Below are 18,217 nucleotides of genomic sequence, written 5' to 3'. Positions count from 1 at the left end.
GGGCCGCGTCCACGTGCAGCTGGATCTCCTCGGCGCGACCTCACGGACGTGTGCCTTCCGATTCGCGCAGTTCCCCGCGCCCCTCGTGGCTGGCGTTCAGCGGCGCGGCCAGGGTGTGGAGGGTTTCGGGGTGGAGGCCCGGGGTGGAGCCGAGGAGGTGGCCGTCGGGGCGGATGAGCAGGACGGTGTGGGGGGTCGCGCCGGGGTAGGTGTCGGTGACGAGGACCTCGGTGGGGACGGGGAGCGCGTCGGCGAGGTCGGCGAGGCGGGGCATGAGGCCGGCGCCGAGCCAGTGTTCGGCGGACCAGACGGTGGTGCCGGGGGCGACCAGGACGAGCAGGAACGCGGTGCCGAGGCGGGCCCGGAGGGTGTCGAGGGTGCCGTCGGCGGTGACCACGGGCAGGTCCGGGACCAGCACGCCGGGGGCGGTGGCGGGGAGCTGCTCGCTGAGTGAGGTGCTGCGTCCGGCGCCGCGCTGGACCGGGACCCGGGCGGGGACGCCGGAGGGGGCGGCGGGGTAGGCGGGGGCGCCGCCGAAGCGGCCGGTGCCGAGTTGGCCGTCGGCGAGCAGCGGGGCGTGCTTGCGGAAGGAGCCGGAGAGCAGCGAGCGGCGGGTCTCGGCCCAGCCGCGCAGCGGTCGCAGCAGCGGCATGGTCTGGTCGACGGCGCGCAGCCGGGCGCCGACCGCGCTGCGGCGTTCGGACTCGTAGCCGTCGAGCAGGGCGCTGTCGGCGGTGGCGGCGCCGGGGGGCAGGTGCCAGGCGAGGGCGAGCCGCCAGGCGAGGTTGTCGGCGTCGCGCAGGCCGTCGGCGAGGTTCTGCATGCCGAGGGCGCCGTGCAGGTGGGCGGCGTCGCCGGCCAGGAAGCAGCGGCCGGTCCGGAAGCGGGCGGCGAGGCGCTGCTGGTAGGTGTGGTCGGCGGCGGCGAGGAGTTGATGGGGCGGCAGTTCGCCGCACCAGCCGGTGAGGGCGGACTTGACCCGGGTGAGCAGGGTGTCGCCGGTGACGATGCCGGGCCAGGTGGCGTGCGGATCGACCGGTTCGGTGGACTGCGGGCGGCCGGGGGGCAGCCGCCAGTCGAGCCGCCAGAGGCCGTCCGGGAGCGGGCGGGCGGAGGCCTCGCGGTCGCCGCGCCACGGGGGTTCGCGGTGCAGGCGGGCCTCGCCGGGGAAGGGCAGGTCGACCCGGACGGTGGCGACCGCGTGCCGGTCGACGGCGGGGCGTCCCGGGAAGCGGATCCTGAGCAGCTTGCGGACCGTGGAGCGGGCGCCGTCGCAGCCGACCAGGTGGCTGCCGCGCCACCACGTGTCGCCGTCCTGGGAGGTGGTGCGGACGGTCACGCCGTCGCGGTCCTGGGAGAGCTCGGCGACCCGGTGCAGCGGGTGCAGCCGGATCAGCGGGGTGGCGCTGGCGGCGTCGCGCAGGCCGCGCTGGAGGCGGTGCTGGGCGAGGTGGAGGACGGGCTCCTGGTCGAGCGGCAGGCGCAGCACCTCGCTGCGGCGGCGCCAGATGGTGAAGGCGTCCCAGCGGGCGGCGTCGGAGGCGACCCGGGTGTAGCCGATCCGGGCCAGGGAGGCGGCGCTCTCGGCGCCGAGCACCACGGTGCGCGGGCTCTCCGGGCAGACGCCGGTGCCCTCGTCCAGGACGATGCTGGGCACCTCGTTGCGGGCCAGCGCGAGAGCCAGGGCCAGACCGACCGGTCCGGCCCCGACGATGATCACCGGATCCATGTCGGGGCCTTCGGGCATGCGGGGCGCGCTGCCGGTGCGTCATATGCCGGGTGGGAGGTCCCAGGTGGTGTCACGAAGAGCAATGCAACAGATCACCTGGGTGTCCGTCAAGCAGCGGCTGTGGTGCGCCGGTTCGCGCCGCGGCGGCCGCGGGCCTCGATCCATTGGGCCAGGCCGGTGAGGGCGAGGCACAGCAGGATGTAGATCGGGGTGCCGACCAGGACGACCGGGATGTACGGGTAGCCGTCCGAGTTGGTGGCGATGATCTTCATCTCCCACAGCAGCTCGGGGTAGGTGATGATGTAGCCGAGCGAGGTGTCCTTGAGCGTGACGACCAGCTGGCCGATGATCGCGGGGAGCATCGAGCGCACCGCCTGGGGGATCAGGACGATGGCCATCACCTGGGTCTTGCGCAGGCCGAGGGCGTAGGCGGCCTCGGCCTGGCCGCGCGGGACGGCGTTGATGCCGGTGCGGATGACCTCGGCCTGGACGGCGCCGTTGTAGAGCGTCAGGCCGATGACCAGGGCCCACAGCGGGTGGGCGCCGAACGCGGCCTGGTACAGCGCGAAGATCATGATCAGCAGCGGCATCGCGCGGAAGAACTGGACCACGGCGGTGGCCACGGCGCGGATGGGGCGGTGGTCGGAGAGCCGGCCGACGGCGAGCAGCGCGCCGAGCACCAGCGAGCCCACCGCGGACAGCGCGAAGGCCTCCAGGGTGGCCAGCACGCCGTCGAGGATGCGCTGCTGGACGGTGGTGTACTGGAAGATCGACCACAGGTCGGCGTCGAACTGGCCGGCGTCGGCGAGGCTGCTGACGGCGTACCAGAGCAGCGCGGCGATGCCGAGTGCGCCGAGCGCGCCGAACAGGCGGTAGCGGAGGCGGGCCTTGGGGCCGGGGACGTCGTAGAGGACCGAGGCGGCGGCGCGGGTGGTGCTCATCGGGCCACCGCCAGGCGACGCTCCAGGGTGGAGAACACGGCGTTGATCGCGAAGCTGATCACCAGGTAGGCGAGTGCCAGCCAGACGAAGATGGCGACGATGGCGTAGCCCTTCTCGGTCAGGGTCTTCTGGACGCTGAACAGCTCGGCGACGTTGAATCCGCCGGCGATGGCGGAGTTGCGCGGCAGGGCGATGAACACCGAGCCCATCGGGGCGAGCACGGTGCGCGCCGCCTGCGGCAGGACCACCAGCGAGAGGGTCTGGCCGAAGCCCATGCCCAGGCTGCGGGCGGCCTCGGCCTGGCCGAGCGGCACGGTGTTGATGCCGGCGCGCAGCACCTCGCAGACGAAGCTGCCGGTGTAGACGCTGAGGGCGATCACCGCGAGCGTGAAGCTGTCGAAGTGCACGTCCAGCGGCGGCAGCACGAAGGTGACCGCGAAGAACAGCATGGTCAGCGGGGTGTTGCGGAAGACGGTCACCCAGGCGGTGCCGAAGGTGCGCAGGACGGGTACGGGGGAGACCCGGAAGGCCGCCAGCACGGTGCCCAGCACGAGTGCGAACAGGGCGCTGAGCGCGCTCAGTTCGAGCGTCTTCAGGAACCCGTGGACGAATAGCGGGAAGTTGCCGTCCTCGAACAGTATGCCCATGCCGGCGGCCCTCCTTTCTCAGTTCAATTCCGGTCGCGGGGACCGGGGGCGGGTCAGTAGCGCTCGAGGGCGGGGACGGCCGGCGCGGCGGAGCCGGACAGGCCCAGGGTCGCGTCGTAGGCCTTCTTCCAGTCGCCGTTGTCCTCGTGGGCCTTGAGGGCGTCGCTGATCGCGCCGCGCAGGGCCGCGTCGTCGAGCTTCAGGCCGACGCCGTACTTCTCGGTGGAGAAGGTCTTGCCGACGACCTTGAGCTTGCCGGCGTTCTTGGCGGCGTAGCCCTTGAGGATGGCGTCGTCGGTGGTGACCGCGTCGACCTCCTTGGTCAGCAGCTTCTCCACGCACTGGGTGTAGGTGTCGTACGCGGTGACGTTGGCGCCGTAGGTCTTGATCTTGTCGATCGAGGTCGAGCCGGTGACGGTGCAGACCGACTTGCCCTTGGTGGCCTCGGGGCCGGTGATGTCGGTGTTGTCCTTGTTGACCAGCAGGTCCTGGCCGGCGATGTAGTACGGGCCGGCGAAGGAGACCGACTTCTTGCGGTTGTCGTTGATCGAGTAGGTGCCGACGTAGTAGTCGATCTGGCCGCCGCCGATGGAGGTCTCGCGGTTGGCGGAGACGACGGTGGTGAACTCGATCTGGTCCGCGGAGAAGCCCAGGTCGGCGGCGATCATCTTGGCGATCTCGATGTCGAAGCCGTTGCGCTTGTTGGTCTGCAGGTCCTCGAAGCCGAGGAACGGCTGGTCGGACTTGGCGCCGATGCGGAGCTTGCCGCGCTTCTTCGCCTCCGTCCAGACCGGCGAGGCGTCGAGCTTGACGTCGGTCTTGACGGTGTAGGTGGGCAGCTGCGGAGCCGCGGAGTCGTTCGACGACGCGCTCGGCGAGCCGTCCTTGCCGCAGGCGGCGACCGCGGTCAGCGCGAGCACGGACAGGGCGACTGCGGCGGTACGACGGGCCTTCATGCGGGCGTTCTTCTCCTCGGTAGTGGCCACGGCCGGCGCCGGGCTCAATCGAAAGAACAGATATCGAACGGACTGATGCTGGATCAACTTCGGCTTCAGTGCTGCAGGATCTTCGAGAGGAAGTCCTTGGCGCGGTCGCTGCGCGGAGCGGTGAAGAACGCCTCGGGGGTGTTCTCCTCGACGATCCGGCCGTCGGCCATGAACAGCACGCGGTTGGCGGCGGAGCGGGCGAAGCCCATCTCGTGGGTGACGACGACCATCGTCATGCCGTCGGCGGCGAGCGAACGCATGACCTCCAGCACCTCGTTGACCATCTCCGGGTCCAGGGCGCTGGTGGGCTCGTCGAACAGCATCACCTTGGGGCGCATCGCCAGCGCGCGGGCGATGGCCACGCGCTGCTGCTGGCCTCCGGAGAGCATCGCGGGGTACTTGTCGGCCTGCGCGCCCACCCCGACCCGGTCGAGCAGCTCGCGGGCGGTCGCCTCGGCCTCGGCCTTCGGGACCTTGCGGACCTTGACCTGGGCGAGGACCACGTTCTCCAGCACGGTCTTGTGCGCGAACAGGTTGAACGACTGGAAGACCATGCCGACCTCGGCGCGCAGCCGGGCCAGTTCGCGGCCCTCGGCGGGCAGCGGGCGGCCGTCCACGGTGATGCTGCCGGAGTCGATGGTCTCCAGGCGGTTGATGGTGCGGCACAGCGTGGACTTGCCGGAGCCGGACGGGCCGATCAGCACCACGACCTCGCCGCGGGCGATCTCCAGGTCGATGTCCTGCAGCACGTGCAGCGCGCCGAAGTGCTTGTTCACCCCGCTCAGCACCACCAGCGGGGTCGCCTCGGCCGGCACGGCGCTGTTCTCGGTCATCGCGGCTCGCTTCCTCGTCCTCGGATCCCGGGGCCAACTCGCTTGGACCGCAGAGCCGGTGATCGTCCGTCTGATGCCGGGGGCCGGAGCCGGCGGAGCCCGCAGCCCCCGGTCGGGGGTGACTTTAGGCAGGTGCACGACGCTCCGTCAGCCGATCTGAGGGGAACTTGAGCATCACGGTTCGGCTACGCCCGGTAGTCGGGGGGTTGCGGATACCGGCTCAGTAACGGACTGCCGGAGCGGGTTGACCGGGTGACGCCGGATGGGGATGGATGCCAGGATGGCCCGATCCACCGTAGGGCCCCGCCATGACAAGCGGCCCGGCCGCACCCGAACCACACCGCAGAGAGGGACCGGATGCGCCTGCTCCTGGTCGAGGACGACGACCGTGTCGCGGCCGCCCTGGTCGCGGTGCTCAGCCGGCACGGATTCCAGGTCCGGCACGCCCGCAGCGGCCACGAGGCGCTCGACGCGCTGGTCCCGGACGGCAGCGACCCGTACCGGGTGGTGCTGCTCGACCTCGGCCTGCCCGACCGCGACGGCTTCGAGGTGTGCAGCCGGATCCGGGCCGGCAGCGGCGTGCCGGTGATCATGGTGACCGCGCGGGCCGACATCCGCTCCCGGATCCACGGCCTCAACCTCGGCGCCGACGACTACGTGGTCAAGCCCTACGACATGGGCGAACTGCTCGCCCGGATCCACGCGGTGGCCCGCCGCGGCACCCCGCAGCCCGCCGAGGACGCGGCCGCCGCCGGGAGCGGGCCGCTCGCCTCCCGCGGCGTCGAGATCGACCGCGAACGCCGCCGGGTCTCCGTGCACGGCCGCGACGTGCCGCTCACCCGCAAGGAGTTCGACCTGCTGGCGCTGCTCGCCCAGAGCCCCGGCGTGGTCTACCGGCGCGAGCAGATCTTCAGCGAGGTCTGGCGCTCCGGCTGGGAGGGCAACGGCCGCACCCTGGAGGTCCACATCGGCTCGCTGCGCACCAAGCTCGGCCTGCCCGGGCTGGTCGAGGCGGTCCGCGGCGTCGGCTACCGGCTGATCCCCGATCAGCCCGACGCCGGAGAGCCGGAGCACTGACCTCCCGTGCGCAACCGCCTGCTCGGCATCCTGATCGCCCTGATGGCCTGCGTGCTGGCCGCGCTCGGGGTGCCACTGGCGTACCTGGTCGCGGCCTCCGAGCAGTCCGCCGTGGTGGTCGACCGGATCGACGACGGCGCCCGCTTCGCCCAGGACCTGCCGGTCCAGGGCTGGGCCAGCGCCACCGCCGTCAAGGGCGAGCCGGACCCCGGCCCCGGCGACGCCGGCCGCCTGCACGCCCTCACCGCCGAGGTCACCCGCTACCACGAGCTGTACGGCAGCCGGATCGGCGTCTTCCGCCGCGACGGCAGCGCCGTCGCGGTCGGCCCGGCCGACTGGCAGGTCCCGCACACAGGCCCAGGCGACCAGGCCTACCGGGAGGCGCTGGCCGGCCGGCGCAGCCACAACCCGCCGCAGGTCTGGCCGTGGACCGAGGAGCGCACCCTCACCGTCGCGCTGCCGGTGGTCCGCGACGGCGACGTGGTCGCCGTGGTACTCACCGAGTCGCCCACCGGGCCGCTGCGCTCGCGCATCCTGCACCGCTGGCTGGTCGTCGCGGGCGGCGAGGCGCTCGCCATGATCGTCGCCATCCTGCTCGCCGTCCGGCTCACCGGCTGGGTGCTGCGCCCGGTGCGCACCCTCGACCGAGCCACCCACGACATCGCCACCGGCCGGATGAACGCCCGGGTCGCCCCCAGCGGCGGACCGCCCGAACTGCGGCGCCTGGCCATCTCGTTCAACGACATGGCGGACCACGTGGTGCTCGCCATGGACCAGCAGCGGGCCTTCGTCGCGGACGCCTCCCACCAGCTGCGCAACCCGCTGGCCGCGCTGCTGCTGCGGGTCGAGCTGATCGGCCTGGAACTGCCCGAGGGGCACGAGGTGGAGATCGCCGCGGTCCGCGAGGAGGGCGCCCGGCTCGCCCGGGTCCTCGACGACCTGCTCGGCCTGGCCACCGCCGAGGGCGCCCGCCCCGAGCCCGAACCGGTCGACCTGGCCTCGCTGGTCCGCGCCCGGATCGACGCCTGGCGCCCGCTCGCCGACCAGCGCGGCGTCGAACTGCGCTGGCAGGGACCCCCGCTGGCACACGCCTGGGCGGACCCGATCGGCTTCGGCAGCGCCCTGGACGCGGTCGTCGACAACGCGCTGAAGTTCACCCCGCCCGGCAGCGCCGTCCAGGTCGGCCTGGTGATCAGCAAGGACGAGGTCACCGTCACCGTCGCCGACGCCGGACCCGGCCTCACCGAGGAGGAGCTCGCCCGGATCGGCGACCGGTTCTGGCGCTCCTCCCGCCACCAGAACGTCGACGGCTCCGGCCTCGGCCTGTCCATCGCCCGCACCCTGCTGCTGGCCGGCGGCGGCTCGCTGGACTTCGCGCCCGCCGAACCCAGCGGCCTGCGGGTGCTGCTCACCGTCCCCCGCCACAACCGGAGGTGACGGCCCCTCAGGCGGCCGTCAGGGCTTGACCGAGACGTAGTAGCGCCGCGCGCCCTCGTGCAGCGGCAGCGGGTCGGTGTACACCGCGGTGCGCAGGTCCACCAGCTGCGCGGCGTGCACCTGGAGGCCGATGCCGTCCCGGCTGTCGATCACCACCCGGGTCAGCCGCTCCACCAGCGCCGGGTCCACGTCCGCCCGGGTCACCAGCAGGTTGGGCACCGCCACCGTCGGGACGGCGGTGTCCGCCGACTGCATGTGCGGGTAGGAGTCCGCCGGGATGGTCGCGGCCCGGTAGGCGTCCACCCCGCCGCCCTCCAACTGGTGCAGCCGGTCGGAGAGGTCGCCCAGCGGGACGATCCGGATCCTGGTCTGCTCGGACAGGTCGGTCAGCGCCGCGGTGGGCAGGCCGCCGGACCAGAAGAACGCGTCCAGCTGCCCGGCGCGCAGCTTGTCCGCCGCGTCGCCGACCCCGAGCGGCGCCGGCAGGACGTCCTTGTCGGGGTTCAGCCCGGCCGCCTGCAGCAGCCGCCGGGTCACCAGGTTCACGCCCGACTTGGGCTGCCCCACGCCCACCCGCAGGCCGCGCAGGTCCGCGGCGGTGCGGACCTTGGAGTCGGCCGGCACCACCAGCTGCATGTAGTCGTCGTACAGCCGGGCGATGGCCCGCAGCTTCGGCTTGGCCGGGTTGTCGAAGCTCGCCACCGCGTCCGCCGTGGCCATCGCGAAGTCGTCCCGGCCGGAGACCACCCGCTCCAGGTTGTCCAGCGAGCCCTCGGAGTTGTCCAGCCGGACCTTCACCCCGGGCATGTCCCGGCCCATGTGCTGCTTCAGCAGCGTCCCGTACCGGTCGTACACCCCGCGCGGGACCCCGGTGGCGAACGCCACCTCCCCGTGCGGCGACGCCGCCCGCTCCGCCGACGAGAACCACCAGCCACCCAGACCGCCCGCCATCAGCAGCAGCACCGCCGCCGCCCGGCACAGCCGGCTGCGGGCGGCGGACCGCAGCGCTGCACCCAGCCGGGTCGGTTCGTTCGTATCGGCCATGACAGGGATAGTGCCAGCCGGGGCCGCCCGGCGGGAGGCCCTTCCCGCTGCCCGTACCCTTGCTCTGTGGGTATGGAGGAGAGCTTGCGAACTTACAAGGTCGTCACTTACGGCTGCCAGATGAACGTCCACGACTCCGAGCGGCTGTCCGGCCTGCTGGAGGAGGCCGGGTACACCAAGGCCGCCGGCGACGGCGACCCGGACCTGGTGGTCTTCAACACCTGCGCGGTCCGCGAGAACGCCGACAACAAGCTGTACGGCAACCTCGGCCGGCTCGCCCCCGCCAAGCAGTCCAACCGCGGAATGCAGATCGCCGTCGGCGGCTGCCTCGCCCAGAAGGACCGCGAGACCATCGTCCGCAAGGCCCCCTGGGTCGACGTGGTCTTCGGCACCCACAACATCGGCCACCTGCCCGCCCTGCTGGAGCGCGCCGCGGTCGAGCAGAAGGCCCAGGTCGAGATCCTCGAGTCGCTGGAGACCTTCCCCTCCACGCTGCCCACCCGGCGGGAGTCCGCGTACGCCGCCTGGGTCGCCATCTCGGTCGGCTGCAACAACACCTGCACCTTCTGCATCGTCCCCGCGCTGCGCGGCAAGGAGGAGGACCGCCGGCCCGGCGACATCCTCGCCGAGGTCGAGGCGCTGGTCGCCGAGGGCGTCGTCGAGGTCACCCTGCTCGGCCAGAACGTCAACGCCTACGGGTCCGACCTCGGCGACCGCGAGGCGTTCAGCAAGCTGCTGCGCGCCTGCGGCGAGATCGAGGGGCTGGAGCGGGTCCGCTTCACCTCGCCGCACCCGCGCGACTTCACCGACGACGTGATCGCCGCGATGGCCGAGACGCCGAACGTGATGCACCAGCTGCACATGCCGCTGCAGTCCGGCTCCGACACCGTGCTGCGCGCGATGCGACGCTCCTACCGGCAGGAACGCTTCCTCGGCATCATCGCGAAGGTGCGCGAGGCGATGCCGGACGCCGCGATCTCCACCGACATCATCGTCGGCTTCCCCGGCGAGACCGACGAGGACTTCGAGCAGACCCTGCACACCGTCCGCGAGGCCCGGTTCGCCAACGCCTTCACCTTCCAGTACTCCAAGCGGCCCGGCACGCCCGCCGCCGAGATGGAGAACCAGATCCCCAAGGCCGTGGTGCAGGAGCGCTACGACCGGCTGATCGCCCTCCAGGAGGAGATCTCCTGGGAGGAGAACAGGAAGCAGGTCGGCCGCAAGCTCGAGATCCTGGTCGCCGAGGGCGAGGGCAAGAAGGACGACCGCACCGACCGGCTCTCCGGCCGCGCCCCCGACAACCGGCTGGTCCACTTCAGCCGGCCCGAGGGCGGGGTGCGCCCCGGCGACATGGTGACCGTCGAGATCACCTACGCCGCCCCGCACCACCTGCTCGCCGAGGGCCCGGTCCTCGACGTCCGCCGCACCCGCGCGGGCGACGCCTGGGAGAAGCGCCAGGCCGCCCCCGCGAAGCCCGCCGGCGTCATGCTGGGCCTCCCCGGCATCGGCGCCCCCAAGCCGGCGGCGGTCGACGCGGCCCCGGGCTGCGGCTGCGACTGATGCCTTCGGCAGGTCGCACCGTCAGGGGCGCGGGGAACTGCGCGCAGCGGAAGGCACCCACCAGCCAGGTCGCGCCGTCGGCAGTCACTTGCACTCGCGGCGCGACCTTGCGGTGGGCTGCCGGTTGCTCGCGCAGTTCCGCCCCCAGCCCCGAGGGGGGCCGGGAGGTGCCCCCAGCGCCCCTGTTTCGCGCCAGCGTAGAGTGATCGTCATGCTTGTTGCCGCCGCCGTGTGCCCCTGCCCGCCGCTGCTCGTGCCTGAGGTCGCGGCGGGGGCTGCGGCGGAGGCCGCCGAGTTGCGGGCCGCCTGCCTGGAGGCCGTCAGGGAGTTGGCCGGGGCGGTCGAGCTGGTCGTGGCGGTGGGGGTCGGCGAGCGGGGCGGGGTCTGGACCGAGGGCGGGGCCGGGTCGTTCCACCGGTACGGGGTGGCGAAGGCGGTGCGGCTGCCGCTCGGCGGGGTCGACGGGCCGGAGCTGCCGCCGTCGCTGACCGTCGGGGCGTGGCTGCTGGAGGAGGCCGGGGCGCGGGTGCCGACGCACGCGGTCGCGGTGCGCCCGGACACCGCCCCGGAGCGGCTCCTCGGCCTAGGCCAGGGTCTGGCCGAACTCGCCGACCGCGTCGGCCTGTTGGTGCTCGGCGACGGCAGCGCCCGGCGCTCCGTCAAGGCGCCGGGCTACCTGGACGAGCGCGCCGAACCGTACGACGCGGCGATCGCCGAGGCCCTCGCTGCGGCCGACCCGGTGGCGCTGGCCGCCCTCGACCCGCAGCTGGCGGCCGAGCTGGCGGCCGAGGGCCGGGCCCCGTGGCAGGTGCTCGCGGGCGCCGCGACCGGCGCCGGGCTGACCGGCGAGTTGCGGTACGACGCAGCGCCGTACGGCGTCGGCTACCTGGTGGCCTCCTGGCGCTGAGCGCGCCGCTCCCGGCCGGTCAGTCGCCGTCCTTGGGCTTGCTGGCGAAGTCGTCGCGGGCGTGCTTGGCCTTGGCGGTGCCGCTCTCGATCTTCTCGCTGTACTTGTGCTTGGTGGCGCGGTCGATGGTGTCACCGGCCTTGTCGACCATGGTGTCGATCTTCTCGCCGTGCTTCCCGGCCAGCTCGCTGGCCTTCTCCTTGAGCTCCTCGGCCTTGCCCTTGAGGTTGTCCATCAGGCTCATTGCGCGCATTCCTCGCTTATCGGGGCTCATCGGGTCGGATCCGTCCCAGACACAACGGATCATCCCCCTCGGTGGTGCCCGTGACACGGACACCACGTGGCTTTTGCGAGACTGGAGGGGTGAGCAGCTCCCCCTCCTCCTCGTCCGCTTCCCCCCGCCGGGTCGTCTCGGTGGTCGGTTCGACCGCCGCCGGCAAGTCCGACCTGGCGGTGGCGATCGCCCGCGAGCTGGGCGGGGAGGTGGTGAACACCGACTCGATGCAGCTGTACCGGGGGATGGACATCGGCACGGCGAAGCTGACCGTCGAGGAGCGCGGCGGCATCCCGCACCACCTGCTGGACGTCTGGGACGTGACCGAGACCGCGTCGGTGGCGGAGTACCAGCGCCTCGCCAGGGCCGAGATGGACCGGCTGCTGGCGGCCGGGCGGATCCCGGTGCTGGTCGGCGGCTCGGGGCTGTACGTGCGGGCGGCGGTCGACGAGATGGAGTTCCCGGGTACGGACGCCGCGGTGCGGGCCCGGCTGGAGGAGGAGCTGGCCGCGGTCGGCCCGGGGGCGCTGTACCGCAGGCTGGCGGAGCTGGACCCGGCGGCGGCGGAGGCGATCCTGCCGAGCAACGGGCGGCGGATCGTCCGGGCGCTGGAGGTCATCGAGATCACCGGGAAGCCGTTCACCGCGAACCTGCCGGTCCAGCGGGAGGTCTACCGGGCGGTGCAGATCGGCGTCCAGGTGCCGCGGCCGGAGCTGGACGCCCGGATCGAGTTGCGGGTGGACCGGATGTGGCAGGCCGGGCTGCTGGACGAGGTGCGGGAGTTGGAGAAGGCCGGCCTGCGGGAGGGGCTGACGGCGAGTCGGGCGCTCGGCTACCAGCAGGTGCTGGCGTACTTCGCGGGCGAGTGCACCGAGGACGAGGCGCGCGCGGAGACGGTGCGGGCGACCCGCCGGTTCGCCCGGCGGCAGGAGTCCTGGTTCCGCCGGGACGAGCGGATCCACTGGCTGGAACGACCCGAGGGCGCCGACCCGGTGGAGTTGCTGGGCCGCTCGCTGGAACTGATCGACCGGGACGGCGCGTCCTGACCGGTGCCGGGTAGCCCGCCGACCAGCGGCGCAATCCGGCTGACCGGCGGGTTTCGGCTGCGAACCGACCCGATCCGGCCAGCTGCTCGGGCAGCTGCACCGGCAGGCGCAGGTGCAGAAGGAACCGGCGGTCACGGCGGGATCACGTCCTGGCATCGGATCACCCGATCAAGCCGTGGGACGCCCTGTCCGACTGCTTGCACATGCCATCATCGGTAGCACCGAGGCCCGGCACGCGGGCCGGCCTCACCGCCCGCGAGCCTGTGAGCTCGTGTCGAGCCGTCAGGGGAGGCCGCGTGTCAACGGGTACCGGCCCCGAAACCGATGAGCTGATCGGCGGTATGTCCGACGGTTCGGAGACTCTTCCCGAACTCGCCGTTCCCACCACCTCGTACGCGGTCGCCCTCCCGGCGATCGACGACCTCGGCGTGGCCGGCGTGGTGCACGAGCGGGACATCCGCCCGCGCCGCCGACTGCGCTGGTGGCAGATCCTGCCGATCGCCGGCACCGCGATGATCGGCTCGCTGATGTTCGCCTTCCCGCTGGCCTTCGGCAGCGACGGCGCCACCGCGATGATCGGGATGCTGGGCCTGCTGATCACCGCCGCCTCGGTCGGCTGGGGCGCGATGGCCGCCCGCCGGGCCGGCTACAAGTGGCCGGGGGTGCCGCGCCGCGGCAGTGCCGAGCGGGCCGGGTGGAAGGCGATCGTGGTCTACACCCTGCTGGTGTGCGCCGCCCTGGCGCTGGCCCTGTGGCGGGTCGTGCAGCTGCGCGGCTGACGGCCCGTCCGCTGCCCGGACGGCTTCGGGCCCGAGCGCGGCGGACGGCTACGATCGATGGTGTGAGCGAGCGCAGCGGCATCGAGCGGATCAGCGGGACGGCCTTCCTCAAGGGGCACGGCACCCAGAACGACTTCGTGATCATCCCCGACCCGGACGGCGCGCTGGAACTGCCCGCCGAGACGGTCGCCGCACTCTGCGACCGCCGGGCGGGCATCGGCGCCGACGGCGTGCTCCGGGTGGTCCGCTCGGCGGCCGACCCGGCCGCGGCGGCGATGGCCGACGAGGCCGAGTGGTTCATGGACTACCGCAACGCCGACGGCTCCATCGCCGAGATGTGCGGCAACGGCGTGCGGGTCTTCGCCCGCTACCTGGTGCACGCCGGCCACGCGAAGCCGGGCCCGCTGGCGGTCGCCACCCGGGCCGGCGTGCGCCGGGTGCGGATCGCCGAGGACGCCGCGGACGGCGCCCCGGGCCAGGTCACCGTGGACATGGGCAGCGCCCGGCTGCCCGGCCCGGACGGGATCACCGTCACCGTGGGCGCGCACAGCTGGCCCGCGCTCAACGTCAACATGGGCAACCCGCACGCGGTGGCCTTCGTCGCCGACCTCGCCGACGCCGGGAACCTCTACGAGGCGCCGGCCACCGCGCCCGACGGGGTCTACCCGCAGGGCGTCAACGTGGAGTTCGTGGTCGACCGCGGCGAGCGGCACGTGGCGATGCGGGTGCACGAGCGCGGCTCCGGCGAGACCCGCTCCTGCGGCACCGGCGCCTGCGCGGTCGCGGTGGCCGCGGCCCGGCGCGACGGCAACGACCCGGCCGTCACCGGACGGCCCGTCAGCTACACCGTGGACGTGCCCGGCGGGCGGCTGGTGATCGAGGAGTTCCCGGACGGCCGGATCGAGATGACCGGCCCCGCGGTGATCGTCGCCGAGGGCGTGCTGAAGTAGCGTCAGCCCGCGCCGGTCGCGGGCCCGATGCGGCGTCAGGCCCCGCTTCCCAGCCCGGGATCGGGTTAATCCCCCCGTTCGGGTGATCCGGGTGACGGAGGGGAAGCGGGGGCTCGCGGAACGTGGTCTGCTCGGTAGCATGGACCACCGGGTCGGCCGTCGCTCCGGTGTTGCTGCCGGAGGTGCAGATGACCATCCGCTCCGAGTCGGCGGACTCGCCGTCCAAGCAGCAGGCGGGCCGGTTCAGCCGCGCCGCGCTGGGCCGGGCGGGCCGGGCGGCCCTGCTGGCCACCGGGCGGACCCCCTTCCCGGACGCGATCGAGCCGATCGTCCAGGCCCACCGGGTGCACCGACCCAACGCCGACCTGGCGCTGCTCGGCCGGGCCTACCGGCTCGCCGAGGAGAGCCACCGCGGCCAGACCCGCAAGAGCGGCGAGCCGTTCATCACCCACCCGCTCGCGGTGACCATGATCCTCGCCCAGCTCGGCGCGGACACCACCACACTGGTCGCCTCGCTGCTGCACGACACGGTCGAGGACACCGAGGTGACGCTGGCTCAGGTCGCCGAGGACTTCGGCCCCGAGGTGGCCTACCTGGTCGACGGCGTCACCAAGCTGGAGAAGGTCGACTTCGGGGCCGCCGCCGAACCCGAGACCTTCCGCAAGATGCTGGTCGCCACCGGCGACGACGTCCGGGTGATGGTGATCAAGCTCGCCGACCGGCTGCACAACATGCGCACCATCCGGCACATGAAGCCGGCCAGCCAGGTCCGGATCGCCAAGGTGACCCGGGACGTGCTGATCCCGCTCGCCGAGCGGCTGGGCATCCAGGTGGTCAAGGCCGAGCTCGAGGACATCGTGTTCGCCACCCTGCACCCCGAGGAGTACGAGCGGGCCGGGGCGATCGCCGTCGCCCGCGCCGCGGAGGGCGACGCCGTGCTCACCCCGTTCGCCGCCGAGCTCGGCCGCCAGCTCGCCGAGGCCGGGATCGCCGCCACCGTCACCGTCCGCCCCCGGCACCGGGTCTCGCTGCACCGGGTGCTGCTGGGGCGCGGCGCCGCCGCCGACGGGGCCGGCCTGCGCCCCGGCGACTTCGGCCGGCTGCTGGTGGTGGTCGACGAGAACGCCGACTGCTACGCCGTCCTCGGCGAGCTGCACACCTGCTGGACGCCGCTGCCCGGCGAGTTCAAGGACTTCGTGGCGGCGCCCAAGTTCAACCTGTACCAGTCGCTGCACACCGCCGTGGCGCTGCCCGGCGGCGAGGTGATCGAGGTGCTGGTGCGCACCCGCCGGATGCACGAGATCGCCGAGACCGGCGTGGTCGCGCTCGGCGACCCGCACGGCGGGCCGGCCGCGCCGGGCGCCGAGGAGGACGGCGATGACCGCACCGACCCGGCCCGCCCCGGCTGGCTGGCCCGGCTGCTGGAGTGGCAGCAGGACATCCCCGACCCGGACGCCTTCTGGACGGCGCTGACCGCCGACCTCTCCGACGACCGGGAGATCACCGCCGTCACCGAGGACGGCGTCACCCTGCACCTGCCCGCCGCGGCGAGCTGCCTGGACGCCGCCTACCTGCTCGGCGAGGAGATCGGCCACCGATGTATCGGCGCCCGGGTCAACGGCCGGCTCACCGCGCTCTCCACCGAACTGCGCGACGGCGACGTGCTCGGCGTGATCACCGCCCCGGCGGGTGAGGAGAGCGGCCCCGACCCGCAGTGGCCCGAGTTCGTCCGCACCCCCGCCGCCCGGCTCGCGATCGAGCGCCGGCTCGCCCAGCGCCCGCCGCCCGCCCCCGCCGAGGAGCAGGCCCCCACCACCGGTGCGCCGCTGCCCGCCGCGCTGCCCGCCGCGCCCGCGGCCGCCCCCGCCGAGGTGCCCGAACTGCCGGGCGCCGCCGTCCGGTTGGCCCGCTGCTGCACCCCCGTGCCGCCCGACCGGGTGACCGGCTTCCTGATCCGCGGCGGCGCGGTCGCCGTGCACAGGTCCGACTGCGCCACCGGCGAGCGGATGCTGCGCACCGGCCGCCGCCCGCTGGAGGTGGCCTGGCTGCCCGGCGGCGCCCCGCGCTGGGGCTACCGCGCCACCCTGTACGCCGAGGCGCTGAACCGCCCCCGGCTGCTGGCCGACCTGACCGCGGCGATCTCCGGCGAGGACGTGTCGATCTTCTCCGCCGACGTCGAACCGCCCCGCCAGCTGCGGGTCCGGCACACCTACACCGTCGAGCTGCCGGACGCCGCGGCGCTGCCCGCGGTGATGCGGGCGATGCTGCGGGTCTCCGGCGTCTACGACGTCTACCGGCCCGGCGGGCTGGAGGAGGCACCCGGCGTCCCGCCCGGCCGCGGCGGCGCGGCGGCCGGTAATGGGGATGACTCGGGCACAGCGGGCGTGCGACCATCGTGGGGAATTCACGGCGACTCCGCCGTGTTGTCCGAGAGCACGATCAGATCAACCTAAGGATGCAATGACCTCCACGTTCGACAGCCGCACCCGATCGAGCGAGTCCGCCAGCCGACTCGCCGACCTCAAGGCGGAAGCCCTGATGGACGAGGACCTCGCGGCGATCGACGAGGACCTCGGCAACACCTACGACGGAGAGCAGTACGACCGCTCCGAGCGCGCCGCACTTCGCCGTGTCGCCGGGCTCTCCACCGAACTGCAGGACGTCACCGAAGTCGAGTACCGCCAGCTCCGCCTGGAGCGCGTGGTGCTCGTCGGCGTGTGGACGGACGGCACGCTGGAGGAGGCGGAGAACTCGATGGCCGAGCTCGCCGCCCTCGCCGAGACCGCCGGTTCCGAGGTCCTGGACGGCGTGATCCAGCGCCGCGACAAGCCCGACGCCGCCACCTACATCGGCTCCGGCAAGGCCCAGCAGCTGCGCGACATCGTCGCCTCCACCGGTGCCGACACCGTGGTCTGCGACGGTGAGCTGACGCCCGGTCAGCTGATCCACCTCGAAGACGTGGTCAAGGTCAAGGTGGTCGACCGCACCGCGCTGATCCTGGACATCTTCGCCCAGCACGCCAAGTCCCGGGAGGGCAAGGCGCAGGTCTCGCTGGCGCAGATGCAGTACATGCTGCCGCGGCTGCGCGGTTGGGGTCAGTCGCTGTCCCGGCAGATGGGTGGCGGTGGCTCCGGCTCCTCGGGCGGCGGCATGGCCACCCGTGGTCCCGGTGAGACCAAGATCGAGACCGACCGGCGGCGGATCCGCGAGAAGATGGCGAAGCTCCGCAAGGAGATCGCCGAGATGAAGAAGGGCCGCGACACCAAGAGGCAGGAGCGGCGGCGCCACCAGGTGCCCTCGGTGGCCATCGCCGGGTACACCAACGCTGGCAAGTCCTCGCTGCTCAACCGGCTCACCGGGGCCGGCGTCCTGGTGGAGAACGCGCTGTTCGCCACCCTGGACCCGACCGTCCGCCGGGCGCAGACCCCGAGCGGCCGGGTGTACACGCTGGCCGACACCGTCGGCTTCGTCCGGCACCTGCCGCACCACCTGGTCGAGGCGTTCCGCTCCACCATGGAGGAGGTCGGCGACGCCGACCTGATCCTGCACGTCGTCGACGGCTCGCACCCCGAGCCGGAGACCCAGCTGGCCGCGGTCCGCGAGGTCATCGTGTCGGTCGAGGCGCAGGGCGTGCCGGAGATCGTGGTGATCAACAAGGCGGACGCCGCGGACCCGACGGTCCTGCAGCGGCTGCTGCGCCGCGAGCCGCACGCCATCGTGGTCTCGGCCCGCACCGGGCAGGGCATCGAGGAGCTGCTGGCGCTGATCGACCAGGAGCTGCCGCGCCCGGCCGTCGAGGTCCGGGTCGTGGTGCCCTACACCCGCGGCGACCTGGTCTCCCGGGTGCACGCGGAGGGCGAGCTGCTCGCCACCGAGCACACCGCGGAGGGCACCCTGCTGCACGCCAAGGTGGCGGCGACGCTGGCGAGCGAGCTGGAGCGCTTCGCGGTCGTCACCGCGTAGGCACGTCGCACCGAAGGGGTGCGGGGAACGGCGCAGGCCGTTCC

General features: G+C 73.2%; 16 protein-coding genes. 9 read left to right on the top strand and 7 right to left on the bottom strand.

Annotated features, from left to right (window positions below):
• Positions 1–40 precede the first annotated feature (40 nt).
• The 5 genes from ACWD4U_RS27855 to ACWD4U_RS27835 form a co-directional block, all read right to left on the bottom strand.
• Entirely contained in the window at positions 41–1,747 is a 1,707-nt protein-coding gene (locus ACWD4U_RS27855) for an FAD-dependent monooxygenase (RefSeq protein ID WP_363458334.1), read from the bottom strand.
• Between the two features lie 89 nt (positions 1,748–1,836).
• Positions 1,837–2,670 (bottom strand): amino acid ABC transporter permease, encoded by an 834-nt coding sequence (locus tag ACWD4U_RS27850; RefSeq protein WP_363458336.1) that lies wholly within the window; start codon positions 2,668–2,670, stop codon positions 1,837–1,839.
• Positions 2,667–3,317: an amino acid ABC transporter permease gene (locus tag ACWD4U_RS27845; protein ID WP_363458338.1), complete on the bottom strand. Its 651-nt coding sequence runs from the start codon at positions 3,315–3,317 to the stop codon at positions 2,667–2,669. Before ACWD4U_RS27845 ends, ACWD4U_RS27850 begins: the two co-directional genes overlap by 4 nt.
• 53 nt (positions 3,318–3,370) lie before the next feature.
• Positions 3,371–4,273: a glutamate ABC transporter substrate-binding protein gene (locus tag ACWD4U_RS27840; protein WP_363458340.1), complete on the bottom strand. Its 903-nt coding sequence runs from the start codon at positions 4,271–4,273 to the stop codon at positions 3,371–3,373.
• A 95-nt stretch (positions 4,274–4,368) separates the two neighbouring features.
• Positions 4,369–5,136: an amino acid ABC transporter ATP-binding protein gene (locus tag ACWD4U_RS27835; protein WP_449787334.1), complete on the bottom strand. Its 768-nt coding sequence runs from the start codon at positions 5,134–5,136 to the stop codon at positions 4,369–4,371.
• Positions 5,137–5,493: 357 nt separating this feature from the next.
• Between ACWD4U_RS27835 and ACWD4U_RS27830 the strand changes: the two genes are divergently transcribed.
• Together ACWD4U_RS27830 and ACWD4U_RS27825 are read left to right on the top strand one after the other, a co-directional pair.
• Entirely contained in the window at positions 5,494–6,213 is a 720-nt protein-coding gene (locus ACWD4U_RS27830; RefSeq protein ID WP_363458342.1) for a response regulator transcription factor, read from the top strand.
• Between the two features lie 6 nt (positions 6,214–6,219).
• Positions 6,220–7,650: a sensor histidine kinase gene (locus ACWD4U_RS27825; RefSeq protein ID WP_363458344.1), complete on the top strand. Its 1,431-nt coding sequence runs from the start codon at positions 6,220–6,222 to the stop codon at positions 7,648–7,650.
• Positions 7,651–7,668: 18 nt separating this feature from the next.
• Here the strand turns inward: ACWD4U_RS27825 and ACWD4U_RS27820 are convergent, their stop codons facing one another.
• A complete protein-coding gene (locus tag ACWD4U_RS27820; RefSeq protein ID WP_363458346.1) occupies positions 7,669–8,694 on the bottom strand; it encodes a TAXI family TRAP transporter solute-binding subunit in 1,026 nt (341 codons plus the stop codon).
• 72 nt (positions 8,695–8,766) lie between these two features.
• Between ACWD4U_RS27820 and miaB the strand changes: the two genes are divergently transcribed.
• Together miaB and ACWD4U_RS27810 are read left to right on the top strand one after the other, a co-directional pair.
• Complete coding sequence (gene miaB / locus ACWD4U_RS27815) at positions 8,767–10,254, top strand: tRNA (N6-isopentenyl adenosine(37)-C2)-methylthiotransferase MiaB (RefSeq protein ID WP_363458385.1); 1,488 nt, start codon at positions 8,767–8,769, stop codon at positions 10,252–10,254.
• A 211-nt stretch (positions 10,255–10,465) separates the two neighbouring features.
• Positions 10,466–11,161, top strand: a complete 696-nt coding sequence (locus tag ACWD4U_RS27810) for a class III extradiol ring-cleavage dioxygenase family protein (RefSeq protein WP_363458348.1) — start codon at positions 10,466–10,468, stop codon at positions 11,159–11,161.
• Positions 11,162–11,180: 19 nt separating this feature from the next.
• Here ACWD4U_RS27810 and ACWD4U_RS27805 read toward each other — a convergent pair whose 3' ends face one another.
• A complete protein-coding gene (locus ACWD4U_RS27805; protein WP_363458350.1) occupies positions 11,181–11,405 on the bottom strand; it encodes an antitoxin in 225 nt (74 codons plus the stop codon).
• 119 nt (positions 11,406–11,524) lie between these two features.
• Here ACWD4U_RS27805 and miaA point away from each other — a divergent pair, with 119 nt between their 5' ends.
• The 5 genes from miaA to hflX all read left to right on the top strand — a co-directional run bounded on the left by miaA (position 11,525) and on the right by hflX (position 18,173).
• Entirely contained in the window at positions 11,525–12,481 is a 957-nt protein-coding gene (gene miaA / locus ACWD4U_RS27800; RefSeq protein WP_363458352.1) for a tRNA (adenosine(37)-N6)-dimethylallyltransferase MiaA, read from the top strand.
• A gap of 341 nt (positions 12,482–12,822) precedes the next feature.
• Complete coding sequence (locus ACWD4U_RS27795) at positions 12,823–13,260, top strand: hypothetical protein (protein ID WP_363458353.1); 438 nt, start codon at positions 12,823–12,825, stop codon at positions 13,258–13,260.
• Positions 13,261–13,322: 62 nt separating this feature from the next.
• On the top strand, positions 13,323–14,210 hold the full coding sequence (gene dapF / locus ACWD4U_RS27790; protein ID WP_363458355.1) for a diaminopimelate epimerase: 888 nt from the start codon (positions 13,323–13,325) through the stop codon (positions 14,208–14,210).
• Positions 14,211–14,398: 188 nt separating this feature from the next.
• On the top strand, positions 14,399–16,663 hold the full coding sequence (locus ACWD4U_RS27785; protein ID WP_363458357.1) for a RelA/SpoT family protein: 2,265 nt from the start codon (positions 14,399–14,401) through the stop codon (positions 16,661–16,663).
• Between the two features lie 7 nt (positions 16,664–16,670).
• Entirely contained in the window at positions 16,671–18,173 is a 1,503-nt protein-coding gene (gene hflX, locus ACWD4U_RS27780) for a GTPase HflX (RefSeq protein WP_363458359.1), read from the top strand.
• The last annotated feature ends 44 nt before the right edge of the window (positions 18,174–18,217 follow it).

Source organism: Kitasatospora sp. NPDC002522 (assembly GCF_053595195.1).
The sequence above is the reverse complement of the archived record's forward strand: the minus strand, read 5'-3'. Positions and strand labels throughout refer to the sequence as shown.